We start from the raw sequence: 15630 nt of genomic DNA on the forward strand, positions 1-15630 counted from the left end.
CAATGATTTGAAGATCATCAATATAGCATAACCTTCTCACAATTAGGGGAAACCGTCGTAATTTACATATTATATGGCGTAAATGGTTTTGTTACCTTGTTAGCCTACTAGCATGGCAGCGTGACGATCATATGAAAATGTCCATCCATATATTTAAAGCTCACATTACCTTTTAGTTTTTCAACCGAATAACAAATACTTTTAATTCCAATTCCGCTTTCCTTATACTTTCGTTTACTAGATAAAAAGGAGGTATTCTCTTGCCGTTGTCCATTTGGCTTAACATCTATGGCTGGATTTTTTGTAGCAATAATCAATATTCCCTCTCTAAAGATCACTTCTAAATCTATGTATCTATTACTGGGATTGGGTAATCTTAGCACGCCTTCGATTGCATTATCTAGCGCATTTCCTAGGATTACAGCCAACTCTATTTCTTTACCACTAAATGATAAATCTTGTGGCACTTGAAAGTGGGTAAGGACTTCAATTTTATGACCTTTTGCTACACTCAGCTTCTCATTTATGATGGCATCAATCACGATATTACCGCTTGCAATGAAATTGTCTTGTCTTAAATGCTGAGCTTTATATTGCAAAATAAACTGCTGTGCCTGCTGCACTTGTCCATTTTCCAGCCATGAAGAGAGTATAGCGAACATATGATTCACGTCATGACGCATGGTGGATAACGCCTGATGCTCTTGCCATTTTTGCTTATATTCCTTCACCTGTTGTTGTAATAATACATGATTGAACTCACTTTTCACCCGTTTGATTAAAGTATGGTATACAAGCATGACGGCAATGTTAATGAGTAACAAGCCTAACAATGTCATTAAAAATCGCCAAGATAACAAATGTGCAAAAACGATGTTATGTTGATTTAAAACGGGGACGTCATGTAAGCTCACTATAATCATCACTAAGGAGATTACAGGGATGAGCATTAGAATCCCCCACTCCTTATCTGAAAGCTCACCCCAATTCGGGGCATCACGGAACATACGGACCATTAGTAAGCAAAGTCCATTGCTCAAGATGACCACGGTTATAAAACCAACGATGTGAGAAGCTCCAGTAGCTCCTGAAACGCCATCTATACTAAGTCCAAACCACACCATAAGTTCAATTATGACCGTAAATACCGTGTAAAAAGCACTTAGAAATATTTTTTGCAGCCAGCGACCATGAAAATAAAACACTGTAATCAGACTATATACGATAAAGTGAACAATTACCGATTCCAGTGGCGTCAGGCTTGCTCCAATTAAAGACTTCGTAACATAAAATAACACTAAGCCACCTGCAAAAAACAACCTACTCCTCTTTAAAATTAAAAATTTTTGTAAAAAGAGATATAAGGTAATTCCCTGCGGCAAATAAAACAAAATTAACACGGCGATCACCAACAGCAGAAACGGCCACATTTATTTTAGCATCCTCTTTTCTATGAAATGATGATAGGACTTTAGCGCATGACTACTTTTAGTACGACTTAGTGGAAGCGCAATACCGTTTGCCAGCAAAACCTGATTTTTACCCAATGCACGTACAAACTCCCAATTCACAACATAACCACTATGTATGCGACAAAAATGATAAGGCTCAAGCTGTAAAGCAAGCTCCCCTAGTTTTCCATAATAGGAATAGGACTCATTTGCTGTAACAATGATTATCCTTTTGCCACGTTCTACGGTGATGTACATCATTTCACTTATTCTTATATGATAGATCTGCTGATTCATTGCAAAGGTGAATACGTCATTTTGCTGCTTGCACAGTTCAATTGCCTTGTTCGTCGCAATGTGTAACTCTATTTCCTCAATTGGCTTTAACAAAAACCAAAACGGCTGTACCTGAAAGCTTCGATACATATAAGAGGAATGACTCGTCACAAAAATAATTAACATGCTTAACTTCATCTCGCGAAGCTGCTCTGCAACAAAAATCCCATCCTCCCCTGGCATTTCCATATCTAAATAAACAAGATGGTAGGCTGCCTGCCTCATTGCTCTAAGTAAAGCTTCCCCTGATTCATATATATCAATATGAAAATGAATGCCGTCCATCGTTGAGGCTAGCTTAGTCAACATCTCTTCTAATTTAGAAGCATATTGTCTGTCATCATCACAAATCGCAATGTGAAGCTTCATATCTATATCTCGCTCCTCATTTATCACAGATTATATGTATTGATATTTAATAAAATACAAAAGCTAGAAAGGAGTAGCAGTTATATTACTCACTGCATACTATCTTTCTAGCCTAAATCATACTACATTTAATCCATCGCTGTCCCCCGACTAGCTCTGGTGGTTCACTTTTAGCCTTTCACCGAACCCGCTGTGATTCCTTCCATAATACGATTGCTAAGGAATAAGAACATAATAAGTATTGGCAAAATACTAATCATTAGCGTTGCCCCAATCGAACCCCAATCGGTCGTATATTGTCCAATAAAGTTCTGTACCCCAACGGTTAATGTTTTTAACGAATCTGAGCTAATAAACGTATTCACGAAAATAAACTCATTCCAGTTATAGATCATATTAATGATCGCTGTCGTTGCAATAACTGAGCTCGTCATCGGCAAAATAATTTGAAAGAATAAACGATTAATAGAGCAACCGTCCATTACCGCTGCCTCTTCAACTTCCCTCGGCAAAGCATAATAAAAACCAAGCATAATCATAATCGTAATTGGCATGTTAAACGCGACATAAGTCAAAATTAATTCTAATGGATTATCCTTGAGCCCAATTCGGTTAAACATACTGAATAATGGAATTAATGTGGAGTGAACCGGTATCATCATCGCAACCATAAATAAGCCTAGCGCCAATGAACTCCCCTTCCACTTCATCCGAGTGATCGCAAAGGTAGCTAGTCCACCTAACATAATGGTGAAGCTTGTTGCTACAACGGTGATCCATACACTATTAAAGAAATACACACTAATGTTGCCTGCTTCCCACACCTTTTGATAGTTTTCCCATCGAAAATGTGTTGGTAACGCTAAAGGCGGTAAATTAAAAACCTCCTGATTATTTTTTAATGAGAAAAAGAATAACCAGACTAACGGTAACAGCTGTAAGCCTGCAACAACAATTAAAATAACATACAACACACTATATTTCATTTTGCTTCCGAAATTTGAACTTGATATCAGCTTTGGCTCCGCAGGCGGTAGTGCAGCCTCAGGTCTCATGAAGCTCCCCCCTTATGAATATTCGATTGGATCTTTTGTAGCTGTATATTTACGAATAACCCATGTCACAACTAGACAAATGACCAATAGAAAAAATCCGATTGCACTACCATATCCAAAGTCATACGCTCTAAATGCGGTACGGTACATATAAGATGCCATCACTTCACTTGATCCATTAGGTCCTCCATCTGTCATGACATAAATGAGATCAAAATATTTCAGTGATCCAACTACAGCAAGCACAATCGTCACTTTAATGACTTCCATCGTGAGTGGAAGCTTAATTCTCCATGCAATCTGAAGCGTGCTAGCTCCATCGATTTTGGCGGCTTCCTCTATGGAAGTTGGGATATTTTTAAGAGCAGCATAATAGATCAAAATGTAAAAACCTGCGTATTGCCACAAAATCGGAATAAACAATGCAAATAACACAAGCTGTGGCTCGGACAGCCATGCAGGTGGATCTGCAAAGCCTAACGACTCCAAAATGCTATTCACAATCCCATTTGACGGATGATACATCCGTAGCCATAGCTGAGCAATCGCAACAGAAGATAACAGCATCGGGATTAAATAAATTTTGCGGAACAGGTTAGCCCCTTTAATTTTTGTCGCTAATACCATCGCAACCGCAAGATAAATCAACAAGCTTAATGTAGAGAAAATAGCTAGGAGTAGGGAGTGCCAAGCACTCCCCCAAAACTTTCCGTCCCCAAGCAACTCAATATAATTTTCCATACCTAAAAATTTAGGTTTACCAATCCCGTTCCATTCCGTTAAACCATAATAACCCGTTAAAACAATAGGAATATACACGATCACCATAATGAGCAACAATGCAGGCAAAATGTATAACGCAATCATCTTTTTGTTGGACATTACTTTGTCCATATTCTCCGACTCCTCTCGTTAGTCAGCATGCATAGGCGCTAAGTTAAACTAAGCAAGTACACTCATGTCTCGAGCTACAATTCATGTCGCTTTACTTAGAATCGCCAACTGCCTTACTATGCTCTTCCGAGAATTTCTCAGGTGTGATCGCTTTACCAAATAACGCTTGAATCATGTTTAAGTGGGTTTCTGCCGCACTTGCTGTCATTTGCACATCTGCAAACAACGTAATACTACTTGCTTTATTCATTTCACTAAATAAATCGTTATAAAGCTGTGGTAACTGAAGACTTGCAGTATCTACCTTAGTAGCTGGGATTACCCCTGCGCCAGTCACAGATTGCTCGCCCCATTTGCTTACAAAGTATTCAACAAAAGCCTTCGCTTCTTTTTGCACAGCGGAGTTTTGGGATACGAATAAGCCTACCCCTGGTCCACCTACCCAGCTATTGATATCTCCTTTACCACCAGCAACCGTTGGGAATTTAAAGAAACCTACGTTATCACGGAATTCCTTAGGAATATCTTCATTGGTGGTGTAGTTAGGCAACTCCCATGTTCCCATAAGGTACATCGCTGCTTTTCCATTTAAAAACTCTGCTTTACCTTCTTCATTTGAAAGTCCATTAAAGCCTTTAATAAATGCATTACTATCTACAAGCGCTTGCACTTCACTTGCTGCCTTAAGCAAACCTTCGTCTTGGAAAGAGCCTTTGCCACTAATCGCATCTGCCAACGTTTGTTGACCCGCAATACGATCAGCTAAATACATATACCATAATGATCCTGTCCAACGGTCTTTATTACCAAGCGCGATAGGTGCAATCCCGTTGTCGGATAACGTTTTGATCACCGCTTTAAATTCATCATACGTTTGTGGAATTTCAATATTGTACTTTTGGAAAATTTCTTTGTTGTAGTAAATCGGAGCAATATTAAACTCTAGCGGAAGTGCATAGGTTTTGCCGTCAATTGCATAGGCTTCTGTTGTGCCTGCAACGAACTTATCTTTTAACTGTCCATCAAGTAAATCATCAATTGGTGCAAATAGATTGCCCTCTACATAGGGCTTCAAAAAGCCTGCTGCCCAAGTGACCCCAACATCTGGCAATTCATTAGAGGACGATAATACCTTTAATTTATTTTTATATTGTTCATTGTCTAATACTTCTTGCTTAATAATGATGTTAGAATGTTCAGTCTGATAGTCATTAATAATTTGATTTACAATTTTGTTTTGTCCTGCGGACACACCCTCAGGCCATAGGTGCATAAATTTAATCGTGACCTTACTATCCGATGCACCTTCTTTGCCTTTCGTATTGCTACCCTCGCTATTTCCTTTCCCACAGCCTGCCACAATCATTGCAAAACACAACGTTAAAAGTAATATACTCCAGCTTTTTCTTGACATCAGGTTATACATCCCCTTTTTCAAATTGTGGAATAACGGATTTGAAACCGCTTACCCAAATTTTAGCAATGTATGGTCTCTACGATAAGGTTATAGTGATTGGGGATAATACCACTTTTATTGGATTTTTTGTTCATCCTCTAACCATTGCTGACGATATTGGCTTGGACTTACCTGCTCTAGCATCCGAAATACTTTTACAAAATACTTCGCCGTTTGATAACCTACACGCTCTGCTACCTCAGAGATCGACAAATGAGTTGTCGTTAATAGTCTTTTTGCTTTTTGAATGCGATGTCTTGTCACATAATCACTAAATGTAATTCCGGTTTGTTCCTTAAATAAAACACTAAAATAGCTAGCATTCATATGTAAATGATCTGCAATTTGTTTCATTGAAATTTGCTCCTGCAAATGCTTATCGATATAATCCAGAGCCTTTTGAACGTGAGAATTGTAAGTTTTGTCCTGATGAATCACTTCAAGCAATTTAGGATCAACCAGTCTTTTCATCCGATCGACCTGCTCATTCCATTCTTCCTTTTTTAATGCCCCCTCGACCGCTTGCACTAGCTTTCCTTTATCGATCGGCTTCAGTAAGTAATCTACCACCCCATTTTTTAAGGCACGACGTGCATACTCAAAATCAGAATAACCTGACAAAATAATGACAACCGGCGTATAGGAAAGCCGTTTTAACTGTTCAACGAGATCAAGCCCACTCATTTCAGGCATTTTAATGTCTGTAATTAACAGTTGTGCTTCATGCTCCTTCAGCCATGCCATGGCTTCCATACCACTTGCAGCGGTGACGATCTCATATCGTCCTGAAGCCCACATCTTTAGCGTTTTCGCAATCCCTTCCCGTGTTCTAGGCTCATCATCCACAATCAAAATTTGTTTCATGGTTCGATCCCCTTTCGGCATAAGGTGACATCATGTCATCGGTATTTCAAATGAAATCGTAGTTCCTTGTTCTTCCTCACTATGAATAATTAAGCCTTCTGTTTTGTCCCCGTAATAAAGTCGCAACCTACGCTCTACATTAACGATGCCAACCCCATTTCCTTTAGGTGAGCTGACATAACCTTCTCGTAGTGCAAATCGAATAGAATCTAGCATTGCTGAGGACATCCCTGGTCCATTATCTGAAATCGTGATTAGAATATAGCCTTGACGCAAAGAGGGCTGGACACCCACCTGAACCATCCCTTGCTCATATCGCTGCTCCACTCCATATAAAATCGCATTTTCAACTAACGGCTGCACAAGCAGCTTAGGAAGTGGAACATGTCGGTACTCCTCATCCATATTAATGGTCCACGATAACCGATCTAGCATTCGCATTTTCATAATTTTCAAATATCTTGCAGCATGGTCAAGCTCCTCACCAATCGTAACCCAGACGTCATCCTCTGTTTTATTGATGACATAACGAAATAAATCAGACATGGCAATGACGATTTGCGCTAATTCCTCTTCTCCCTTTTCGTCTAATGCCCAATAAAACGCTTCCAGTGTATTAAACAAAAAATGAGGGTTTATCTGAGCCTGTAGCGCCTTTAGCTCTGTCCGACTTTGAATAATTTCCTTCTGATATACGACCTCGATTAACTCATTCAAATGGTCAACTAGCTGATTGTACGTATAATTTAGTTCCTGTAACTCGACGGTTGTAGGTGAGCTATCATTGTATTTTAAATTGCCAAATCTAGCGCCACGCATCGCCTTAATCAAATTCAGGATGGGTCTAGTAATCATCGTGGATAAAGCAAAGCTCAAAACAAGAAATAAGATTCCACCTGCTAACCCTGATACAATAATTCCGGTTCGCAACACAGAAATCCCTTCTGTTGTATAGCTTACAGGCGTTAAAATAACGAGTGGCCACCCTGTCTCTACTGATTGCCTTTTTATTAAAATAAATTGCTCCCCAGCAATCTCGATGTTATCTCCATTGTGCTGGAACATTTGATCAGACTTCATACCGTGATCAAGTGTAGAAAATATCGTACCTCCAGCCTTATCAAACAATCCCATTTTTTCCTGCGTATTCATTCCAGAAGTCGTGGTGCGATCCGATAATGCAAAGTAACTTTTCTCTATTCTTATAAAGACGTAACCCCCATGGGTAAATGAATCATCCATGAGCCTGACCTGTCGCATCGCAATGACTGTATTGGAATCCAGTGGATCAAGACCAAGCCACACCAGCTTGCCTTGCGCTTGATTGGCTTCCTGTATCCATTTGTCAAATACCCGGTTCGTTAAATCAATGTCTAATAACGGCACTAGACTTCGATGGTCTGTTGTATATAATTCCATCGAACGTATACCTGTCGCATATGCCTCATACTTGCGAACCTCCTGTTGGAGCTTCTGTCGCATATTAAAGCTAATTCTCTCTCCCTTCACTTCCTTTGCAAGTAAAGACTGAATCGCCGCATCTGTGGCAACTTGGCTCGTGAGCATGTCGATTTGCTTAAGCAAAGCACTTAACTGCCCTGAAGCCTGCACGGCAGTCTGCTGAATATGCTTTTCAACATTATTTTGTAGTAGAATCGAAACACGATCGAACATAAAGATGCCTACAAGTATAAGAATGATACACATGACGAGCACAAAACCTAAAAAGATTTGATTCCTCAGCGTATTCCATTTTCCAAGTTGCACCAATTGCTATTGCCTCCTCAAATTCCCAACATGGATTGTCCATAGGTTCTCCATAGCTAATCATAACAAGAGAGGATGATTTTTGGCTATATGTAAATTTTTATAATAAAAAGTGTGGTATATCCATGTAATTTGTTGAAATTAGCTCTCGTATGACGAAGATGATAGAATAAAATAATAGCTTTAATGACATAAAAGCTTCAATAATCTAACTTAATAGATTAATAAATTGACTTTAGGAGGTTTCATGAGAAATTTAGAATTAATTGCTTGGATACTTAACAGTGTCATGTTAATTGTAGGTCTGTTAGGCATGTTACGAAAAAATGTACTCGTACAAATCATTGCTTTTGGTATCACCCTCTTAATGAATGGGATCCAAATTTACGTGGAAGGTTATCGGTGGCAGCTCATCCCTATATATGGAATGACCCTATTGGTAGGTGTGTTCACGCTATATTCCTACTATAAACAGAAAACAACAACCACTAAGCCACGAGCTAGAAAAGCGATAATTAAATATAGCTTTAGTTCGTTATTTTTTATTTTGTACATAAGTATTTCAGGCGCATTGCCTTCGGTGCTTCCGGTATTTTCATTTCAGACACCAACAGGCTCTTATGAGGTTGGAACAGCTTCCTTTATGCTTGAGGATCGGGATAGAGTGGATACGAATAGATCAAATGCAACGGATACAGCAGATGCAACGAATGCAACGGATTTGAAAGATTCAACGAATCTAACTCATTCAACTGACTATCGTAAACTGATGATTCAGATCTGGTATCCTGCTGAGATAGATTCAAACGCACAACGCGCGCCATATGTGGAGCATATCTCTCCATTACTAGAAGGCGTCGGAGATGCGATTTCTATTCCTCCATTTTTATTGTCACACTTACAATATGTACAAAGCAACGCTTACAAGGATGCTAAGATAGCTAAAGCTCAAGCCAAATACCCTGTTCTCCTTTTTTCACATGGCTTAACAGGGTTCCGCAATCAAAATACTTTTCAGGTTGAAGAGCTTGCTAGTCATGGTTATATCGTAGTGAGCATTGACCATCCCTATGATGCGGCAGCAGTCGTTTATCCTGACCAATCAGTCATTTCCCTAAAGCTAGAAAGCTTATCTGGGTTTGATAGTTATGTGGACAAAAGCAAGGTTTGGTTGGAGGACAGTCAATTTGTGTTAGATTCGCTTACGGCTTTATCTGAAACATCTAATTCACCTAATTTATCTGATCAATCTAAGAATGCTGGTTCAGATCAAGCAGTTAATGGTACTGAATCAAATGAACTTAAACAGCTTACAGCACACATGGATCTAAGCCAAATTGGCGCATTGGGTCATTCTTTTGGAGGGGCAACCGCCGTACAACTGCTGATGACAGAACCTCGAATCAAGGCAGCGGTGAACATGGATGGTGTTTTATATGGTCAACCTGTACCTGAGCAAGGGCTTTCTAAACCTTATCTGCAAATGAATGCAGAGCAAAGCATCGATGATGAGTGGTTTACACAATCCTTAGATCAAGCCGTTAAAACGACAGGGCGCTCAAAAGAAAGCTATGAGCAGTTTTGGGCAGAATCCAAAGACAGACGGAAAAAGGCAACATCAGGTGCAGATGCCTATTCCATCATGATCAATCATGCTAATCATATGAGCTTTACAGATTTCTATTTATATTCACCACTTCTTCATCCTAAGGAAGCACCACCAAAACCTGTGCATCAGAGCATCAATCAACTGTCACTTGCCTTCTTTGATCGTTATCTAAAAGGGGACACCAGCATCGATATTACTACGGTTGCCAAGAAGTTAAGTCCTGTGACATTGCAAAGTGCTAAATAATGAGTTTTGAATAAGCTTTATTAACTAGGGTGGTAATTACATTAGTAATTACTGCCCTAGTCCTTTTTTTATAAGTAATACTAACGTTTCTTTTTCTGAGTCAGGTATCCCTTCTACTAATCGTCCCGCCGCAACAGGAACTAACCAGCGTTCGATCTCTGTCTTTGTACGTCCAGATAATCTTATATACTCTTTCTCGTAAGCTTGTCTTAGCTTTCTACCAGCAAACGACGATACTATCGCAACGAATTTAGATTTTTGAGTTGGCGTTGTCCCATATTGTAACATCAGTATAGTGCGTGCAACATCCGCAAGGGGTGAACCTACGCCACATGTAGTCCAGTCAATTATATAAGGCTTCTCCTCTTGACCTATTAATATATTGTCAGGATGAAAATCTAAATGACACAATGACGTCTCCGCTGGCAACTTGTTAAGCTGCTGTAAAACCTGTTCTTTTTCTGCTTCCTCCAGCAGGTCTGTGTGATTAATTCTTGAAGTTAATGCTTCCTTAACTCCACTTATGTATGAAGGAATTTCAGAAACAGCTGTCGCATGTAGCTTATATTGAAGTTGTGCCATCCATTTAGCATATTTACTTAGTCGCCAAGGCTGTGCCCCAATCAGCTTAACCAGTGTCACACCAGGTAGAACCTGCTCATATACAATCCCTAATCTTCCATTATGATTAATAATTTCATATGGCTTAGCAGTTTGAACACCACTATCATATATCAACGAGCTAATGTTAAACTCATGCTGAACCACATCTTCTTGAACCCAATCATAAAATAACTTAACTACCTTTCCCTCTCCATACGTAAATACCTCTGCGGTTCGTCCAACGCCAACCTTTTGCTGAGACTCTAAGCCGATGGCCATATCCATGTATTCACACCTCTTCGTATGTGTTCGCCAAAAAAGAATTAAATAATATTGCATTAAATGACTTTGTTGATTCTTATAAAAAATATCGAGACTAAATATAACTTGCGCTGTAGTGACAGTTACTACTACTCTATTACATAGATTGTATTCCTAAATGACGACCTGAGTCTATACGGCTAGGGACTGAGAATATAATTAAATTAATTAGCTTAATTGGAGTCTACAAACAAAATTAATTCATCATTCATTTTTTCATAAGCCTTAATATCATAATCAAACTTTAAACTATGCTCAATGTGAACATTATGTAAGTCCTCAAGTAAACTAAGAAGTTGCTGAGTTGCTTTAGTGATGACTTCCCATGTGAAATTAAACTTAGTAGGTTGTTCCTGGTGTTGAAGCTCCTTAAATGGAGTCCTTTCCGTTTTCCATGTAATCCCCTCTGAGGTATGAGCAACATTTACGAAATATCCCCCACATCCAAAAATTCCACATGTACAGGTAAACATCGGAAAATCTCCAACATGTAACAATGACTCAAAAAACTGGTCTATCACAAAAACTTCATCTTCATCACACTTCTCATCATTAACAATCACAATAAAAATCCAATCAATGATTGGAACAATTTCACCATGATGTCTAGTTATATTTTTATATCGATGAGAAATATTAATCTTTAGATCAAAACTTAATATGTCAGATGGTGCTAGCTGATTATCTAAAGGTATCATGTTAACTCCCTTCCCCAAACTATTTTCAAACCATACTTTTAAATCTACAACGACTCAAACTCCGTTCCACCCGCATGATTAGCCTGATCAATTGACAAATATAAATTACACAAATACTCCACCGCAGGATACGAAATTAAATTCCGATCTCGATACGTCGCAGTAATGACATCTGGATATTGACTTAAAACTCCGTTTTGTAATAACACTGTATTAAACCCACGCTCGATTGCACCGTTATATGTAAACAGTACACAATCCTCTGCCGCAAAGCCAGCAACGATAACAAGCTCCACCTGATGATCTAGCAATGTTTGCTCTAGCTCTGTTTGCCAAAACGCATTGGAGTGTTTTTTGCTAATTAAAATGTCCTTAGACAACGAGGTGCTCTCTAGCACGCAATAACGCAGACACATGATTGATATACTGACAAGCTTGCTCTACTATTTTCCGCTACCTGCAAGGTCATTTGCTTTGAGCTTATCCAATTAGGGAGATACTGTCAATTAATTGTATTTTGCTATAAAACTTAAAATTTAAAATAAATAATGAACTTCACTCTGATTTTGATCTCTATCACAATTTTCGGTAGTACCCTACTCTATAATTTAGATCAGGATAGGTTATGAAATAGACATAATTGGAGGAAAACAACATGAAAAATTTTGAATATGAAGATATGAAATCGATCGATCGTTCCATTTTAGGAGATTCTGTTCCACTTGAGCTATTCCGAGCTGTACGCTTAATTGGTATGTACCAAGGGCTACCTATGGGTGGGAGAGGCACAACATTAACCGTTGGACGTAAAATTGGTGAAAGCTTACCTGTGAAAACAGTAGATGAGTTACTTAACCTGTTCAAGGACTTAAAAATAGGCATCCCATCCATTACCCAATCCAACGAACGAGGCATGACGATAGTCGTAGACGATTGCTTCTGTAAAGGGCTACCTGTTGACGATGAAAAGATGGTATGTGACCTAGAGGGCGCAATTATGGAGGGGGCACTCCGCAAAATTTTAAATCGTAATGTGGCTGTTCGTGAAGTGAAATGTAATGTGCATGGTGACGACAATTGTGAATATGAAATTAGACTGAAATGATTGTACAATGGAAAACTTTATGCAGTGACTCGAAATATGAGCCATGTTATCATGAAAAAACCTCAGGAAAGACGGCACACCATTTGATGTATGCTGCCTCTTTTCATGTGGTTAAATAAGGCCGAAGTTTCCATGAAACACGGGGAACCCAATGTTTTCGGGGTGAAGTCATAAATATGACCGGGTGATTGCTCTTTGACCCGAACCCGTCAGCTAACCTCGCAGGCCAAAATAAGGAGAGGATCATTTTATGCGTTTTAAGAAATCTGTATTAACTGGAGTCATTGCACTTAGTGTCATGGCAGGAGCAGGATCAGCTTATGCTGCACCTAGTACTGTGGAAGGTAATAATACAACGTTGACAGTATTCCAAAATTTCGGAATTTCCATGAATGATTTGTTCAAGAGCATTCAAGGTATGGAAACGACAAACATGTCCTTTAATATTCCGAATACGAGTATCGACTACACAAATGGAGATAAATCGGATTCTAGTAGTGATCAAGGAACCAAGACACCGGTCACAAACTCTGGGGGAAACACCGGTTCTTCAGACAATAGCCAAAATGCCAACAGCTCCTCAACGTCTACCTATGCTAGCCAAGTCGTGACGCTCGTTAACCAAGAACGCACAAAGGCTGGACTTTCGGCGCTTACGAGTGACCCAGCGCTTGCGAGTATGGCTCTTGATAAAGCTAAAGATATGTACAACAACAATTACTTCGACCATAACTCCCCGACATACGGTTCTCCGTTTGACATGATGAAAGCTTACGGCATTCGCTACACGTATGCAGGCGAAAATATTGCTAAAGGGCAACGAAATCCGCAGGAAGTGATGAAGGCCTGGATGAACAGCACAGGACACCGTCAAAATATTTTGAGCCCCAACTTTACAAAAATCGGAGTTGCTTACTACAACGGCGAATGGGTTCAAGAATTTATTGCAAACTAAAAATAATGACAAAAAGAACCGGAGGCGGCAGCCTTCGGTTTTTTGCATGTGCTGCACCACTCATTACAATAATCCACCACCACGCTATGCTCCAAATCCATCATTGAATCGTGTTTTTACATCTACTTAGAACTTGAGGGAATGGTCCAGCATAAAATGCAATATCTTTACCCTCGAAGGGAAGTGTTTTTAATTGGTAAAATACCTCATCATTAATGGAGATGATTTTGGTTTATCAGAGTCAGCAAATCGGGGCATCGTAAGTGCTCACCAATACGGCTCATTATCTAGCACGTCTATGATGGTCAATATGCCATACTTTGAACAAGCCGTTACTTTAGCTCATCAAATGCCTACATTAGGCGTAGGGCTCCATTTCAATCTTACCGAAGGAGCACCCATCACTACTTTTCCACAAGTGAATTCCCTCATTAATGATAAAGGCTTGTTCTCCGCCCAACAAAACCATTGGACTGAAGCGGACATCAAACAGGAATTGCTAAGTCAATATAATAAGCTGCTATCTACTGGTATAGCTCCCACCCATATAGACACTCATCATCATATTCATATGATTAGTCCTATGGTTCATCAAATTGTAACCTCATTCTGCCGAAATTTACACTTACCCTATCGCAAAAATCCGAATATCCTTGAACCCCTCGATCAACAAAGTGGGTTATGTACCAACCATCTAATTTTGGATACTTATGACTCACCTGAAAGAGCAACACGCCTAATCACGCATCTAAATGGGTTACCCGATGGTTGTACTGAAATTATGTGTCATCCCAGACACCCTCAAATGATGATCAGGAATCTGACACATACTCCAAAAGAGCATTATGCTGGGTTCAATGAGCTGCGGGCGGTCACGGATCAACGTATCCCGTATATATTAAGTCAACAGCAAATTCAATTAATTCATTATGGACAGTTGGCTCCTTTACATGATCCCACACAACCCATACAGTCTGAGGAAGCACCACAACCTCAATCTGTGACACCCAAAGCCCGAAATTTATCAACAAAAAGAAATAAAAAGCTTTTAAAAATGAAACTCAACCACGGTTATAAAAATAAAAGAAAACGCCATGTGAGGTCTTAAATGATCTCGAGTAGCTTGGTCACATATTTTCAGCGTACCACCATCTCTAGAAAGCTGCTCAACGGAGACTACGTAAATATTCAAAATCAGGATGAACCACATCGTTCATTAAATAAGCCGCCGTAGTACTCCCTGGTCGTCTATGCGAATTGAGCGCACTGATAATTTGCTGAGAGGTAGCAATCCCAATTCCATGTCCAAAATATTGATCAGGACCAAGCAAAATAGTATTTTCCCCCTGCCACTCAGGTGTTTTTGGATCAACATCGGGGTTTTTGAAATATAACACATCACCAGGAAAAGCCTGTTCAATTTGATCTGATGATATAAGCTTCAAATCCTGATCATAATTCCAATCGTACAACTCTAATTGAGCAAAATTTCTGTTAAATATGTCAGCTCCTACAGTGTCCAATACCCCCTTGTACAAAATAATCACCGTTGCTGTTGCACATTCAAATGCATATAACGAGCCCTGATTAAAAATATCCTGAATGGCATCTGAGGGAGACACACCTGGGCGTAGTTGCAACGCTCCCTTTTCAGTACGGGTCCAATATTGCGGGTTCCCTTTGGTATTTGCAAACGTTGCAAACTTAGCTCCACTGCTGTTTAGTGCCCTTGCAGCTGCTACAATATTAGCTCTGGTCTTCATCTCGAATGCAACAGCCTGTGGTGAGTTATAATTGTAAACGACTGAACTATTTTTTTTGTCATTTAATATTGACTGCTCTTCCTCGGTTAAATTCAATGGCTCCTGTAGCGTCCCTCCGTTTATCGTCACAATCATCGC

The 15630-nt window shown here is 39.5% G+C and carries 15 protein-coding genes and 1 riboswitch; of the genes, 4 read left to right on the top strand and 11 right to left on the bottom strand.

Annotation, left to right across the window (positions count from 1 at the left end):
• Positions 1-107: 107 nt before the first annotated feature.
• From J2Z32_RS11815 to J2Z32_RS11845, 7 genes are all read right to left on the bottom strand, one after another.
• Entirely contained in the window at positions 108-1430 is a 1323-nt protein-coding gene (locus J2Z32_RS11815; protein ID WP_210089370.1) for an ATP-binding protein, read from the bottom strand.
• Positions 1431-2156 carry a LytR/AlgR family response regulator transcription factor gene (locus J2Z32_RS11820; protein ID WP_210089371.1) on the bottom strand — a complete coding sequence of 242 codons (726 nt, stop codon included), beginning with the start codon at positions 2154-2156 and terminating at the stop codon, positions 1431-1433.
• 170 nt (positions 2157-2326) lie between these two features.
• Positions 2327-3211, bottom strand: coding sequence for a carbohydrate ABC transporter permease (locus J2Z32_RS11825; protein WP_210089372.1), 885 nt, complete (start codon positions 3209-3211; stop codon positions 2327-2329).
• A gap of 12 nt (positions 3212-3223) precedes the next feature.
• Entirely contained in the window at positions 3224-4105 is an 882-nt protein-coding gene (locus J2Z32_RS11830) for a carbohydrate ABC transporter permease (RefSeq protein ID WP_210089373.1), read from the bottom strand.
• A gap of 91 nt (positions 4106-4196) precedes the next feature.
• Positions 4197-5519: an extracellular solute-binding protein gene (locus tag J2Z32_RS11835; protein ID WP_210089374.1), complete on the bottom strand. Its 1323-nt coding sequence runs from the start codon at positions 5517-5519 to the stop codon at positions 4197-4199.
• Positions 5520-5636: 117 nt separating this feature from the next.
• A complete protein-coding gene (locus J2Z32_RS11840) occupies positions 5637-6425 on the bottom strand; it encodes a response regulator transcription factor (protein ID WP_210089375.1) in 789 nt (262 codons plus the stop codon).
• Positions 6426-6455: 30 nt separating this feature from the next.
• Positions 6456-8192, bottom strand: a complete 1737-nt coding sequence (locus tag J2Z32_RS11845) for a sensor histidine kinase (RefSeq protein ID WP_342453954.1) — start codon at positions 8190-8192, stop codon at positions 6456-6458.
• Between the two features lie 247 nt (positions 8193-8439).
• Between J2Z32_RS11845 and J2Z32_RS11850 the strand changes: the two genes are divergently transcribed.
• Positions 8440-10047 (top strand): alpha/beta hydrolase family protein, encoded by a 1608-nt coding sequence (locus tag J2Z32_RS11850; RefSeq protein WP_210089377.1) that lies wholly within the window; start codon positions 8440-8442, stop codon positions 10045-10047.
• 48 nt (positions 10048-10095) lie between these two features.
• On the opposite strand, the gene J2Z32_RS11855 is transcribed toward J2Z32_RS11850, so the two are convergent.
• From J2Z32_RS11855 to J2Z32_RS11865, 3 genes are all read right to left on the bottom strand, one after another.
• Positions 10096-10935 carry an aminoglycoside phosphotransferase family protein gene (locus J2Z32_RS11855; protein ID WP_210089378.1) on the bottom strand — a complete coding sequence of 280 codons (840 nt, stop codon included), beginning with the start codon at positions 10933-10935 and terminating at the stop codon, positions 10096-10098.
• Between the two features lie 209 nt (positions 10936-11144).
• Positions 11145-11669 carry a hypothetical protein gene (locus J2Z32_RS11860; protein ID WP_210089379.1) on the bottom strand — a complete coding sequence of 175 codons (525 nt, stop codon included), beginning with the start codon at positions 11667-11669 and terminating at the stop codon, positions 11145-11147.
• 44 nt (positions 11670-11713) lie between these two features.
• Positions 11714-12049: a cysteine hydrolase family protein gene (locus J2Z32_RS11865; RefSeq protein ID WP_245251406.1), complete on the bottom strand. Its 336-nt coding sequence runs from the start codon at positions 12047-12049 to the stop codon at positions 11714-11716.
• Positions 12050-12324: 275 nt separating this feature from the next.
• Here J2Z32_RS11865 and J2Z32_RS11870 point away from each other — a divergent pair, with 275 nt between their 5' ends.
• The 3 genes from J2Z32_RS11870 to J2Z32_RS11880 all read left to right on the top strand — a co-directional run bounded on the left by J2Z32_RS11870 (position 12325) and on the right by J2Z32_RS11880 (position 14837).
• Complete coding sequence (locus J2Z32_RS11870) at positions 12325-12774, top strand: V4R domain-containing protein (protein WP_210089380.1); 450 nt, start codon at positions 12325-12327, stop codon at positions 12772-12774.
• Between the two features lie 109 nt (positions 12775-12883).
• Positions 12884-13017: riboswitch (cyclic di-AMP (ydaO/yuaA leader) on the top strand.
• A gap of 7 nt (positions 13018-13024) precedes the next feature.
• Entirely contained in the window at positions 13025-13729 is a 705-nt protein-coding gene (locus J2Z32_RS11875) for a CAP domain-containing protein (RefSeq protein WP_210089381.1), read from the top strand.
• A gap of 193 nt (positions 13730-13922) precedes the next feature.
• Positions 13923-14837 (top strand): carbohydrate deacetylase, encoded by a 915-nt coding sequence (locus J2Z32_RS11880; RefSeq protein ID WP_210089382.1) that lies wholly within the window; start codon positions 13923-13925, stop codon positions 14835-14837.
• 58 nt (positions 14838-14895) lie between these two features.
• On the opposite strand, the gene J2Z32_RS11885 is transcribed toward J2Z32_RS11880, so the two are convergent.
• Complete coding sequence (locus tag J2Z32_RS11885; RefSeq protein WP_210089383.1) at positions 14896-15627, bottom strand: protein-glutamine gamma-glutamyltransferase; 732 nt, start codon at positions 15625-15627, stop codon at positions 14896-14898.
• Between the last annotated feature and the right edge of the window lie 3 nt (positions 15628-15630).

Source organism: Paenibacillus turicensis (assembly GCF_017873435.1).
In the GTDB taxonomy this organism is placed as follows: Bacteria; Bacillota; Bacilli; order Paenibacillales; family Paenibacillaceae; genus Fontibacillus; species Fontibacillus turicensis.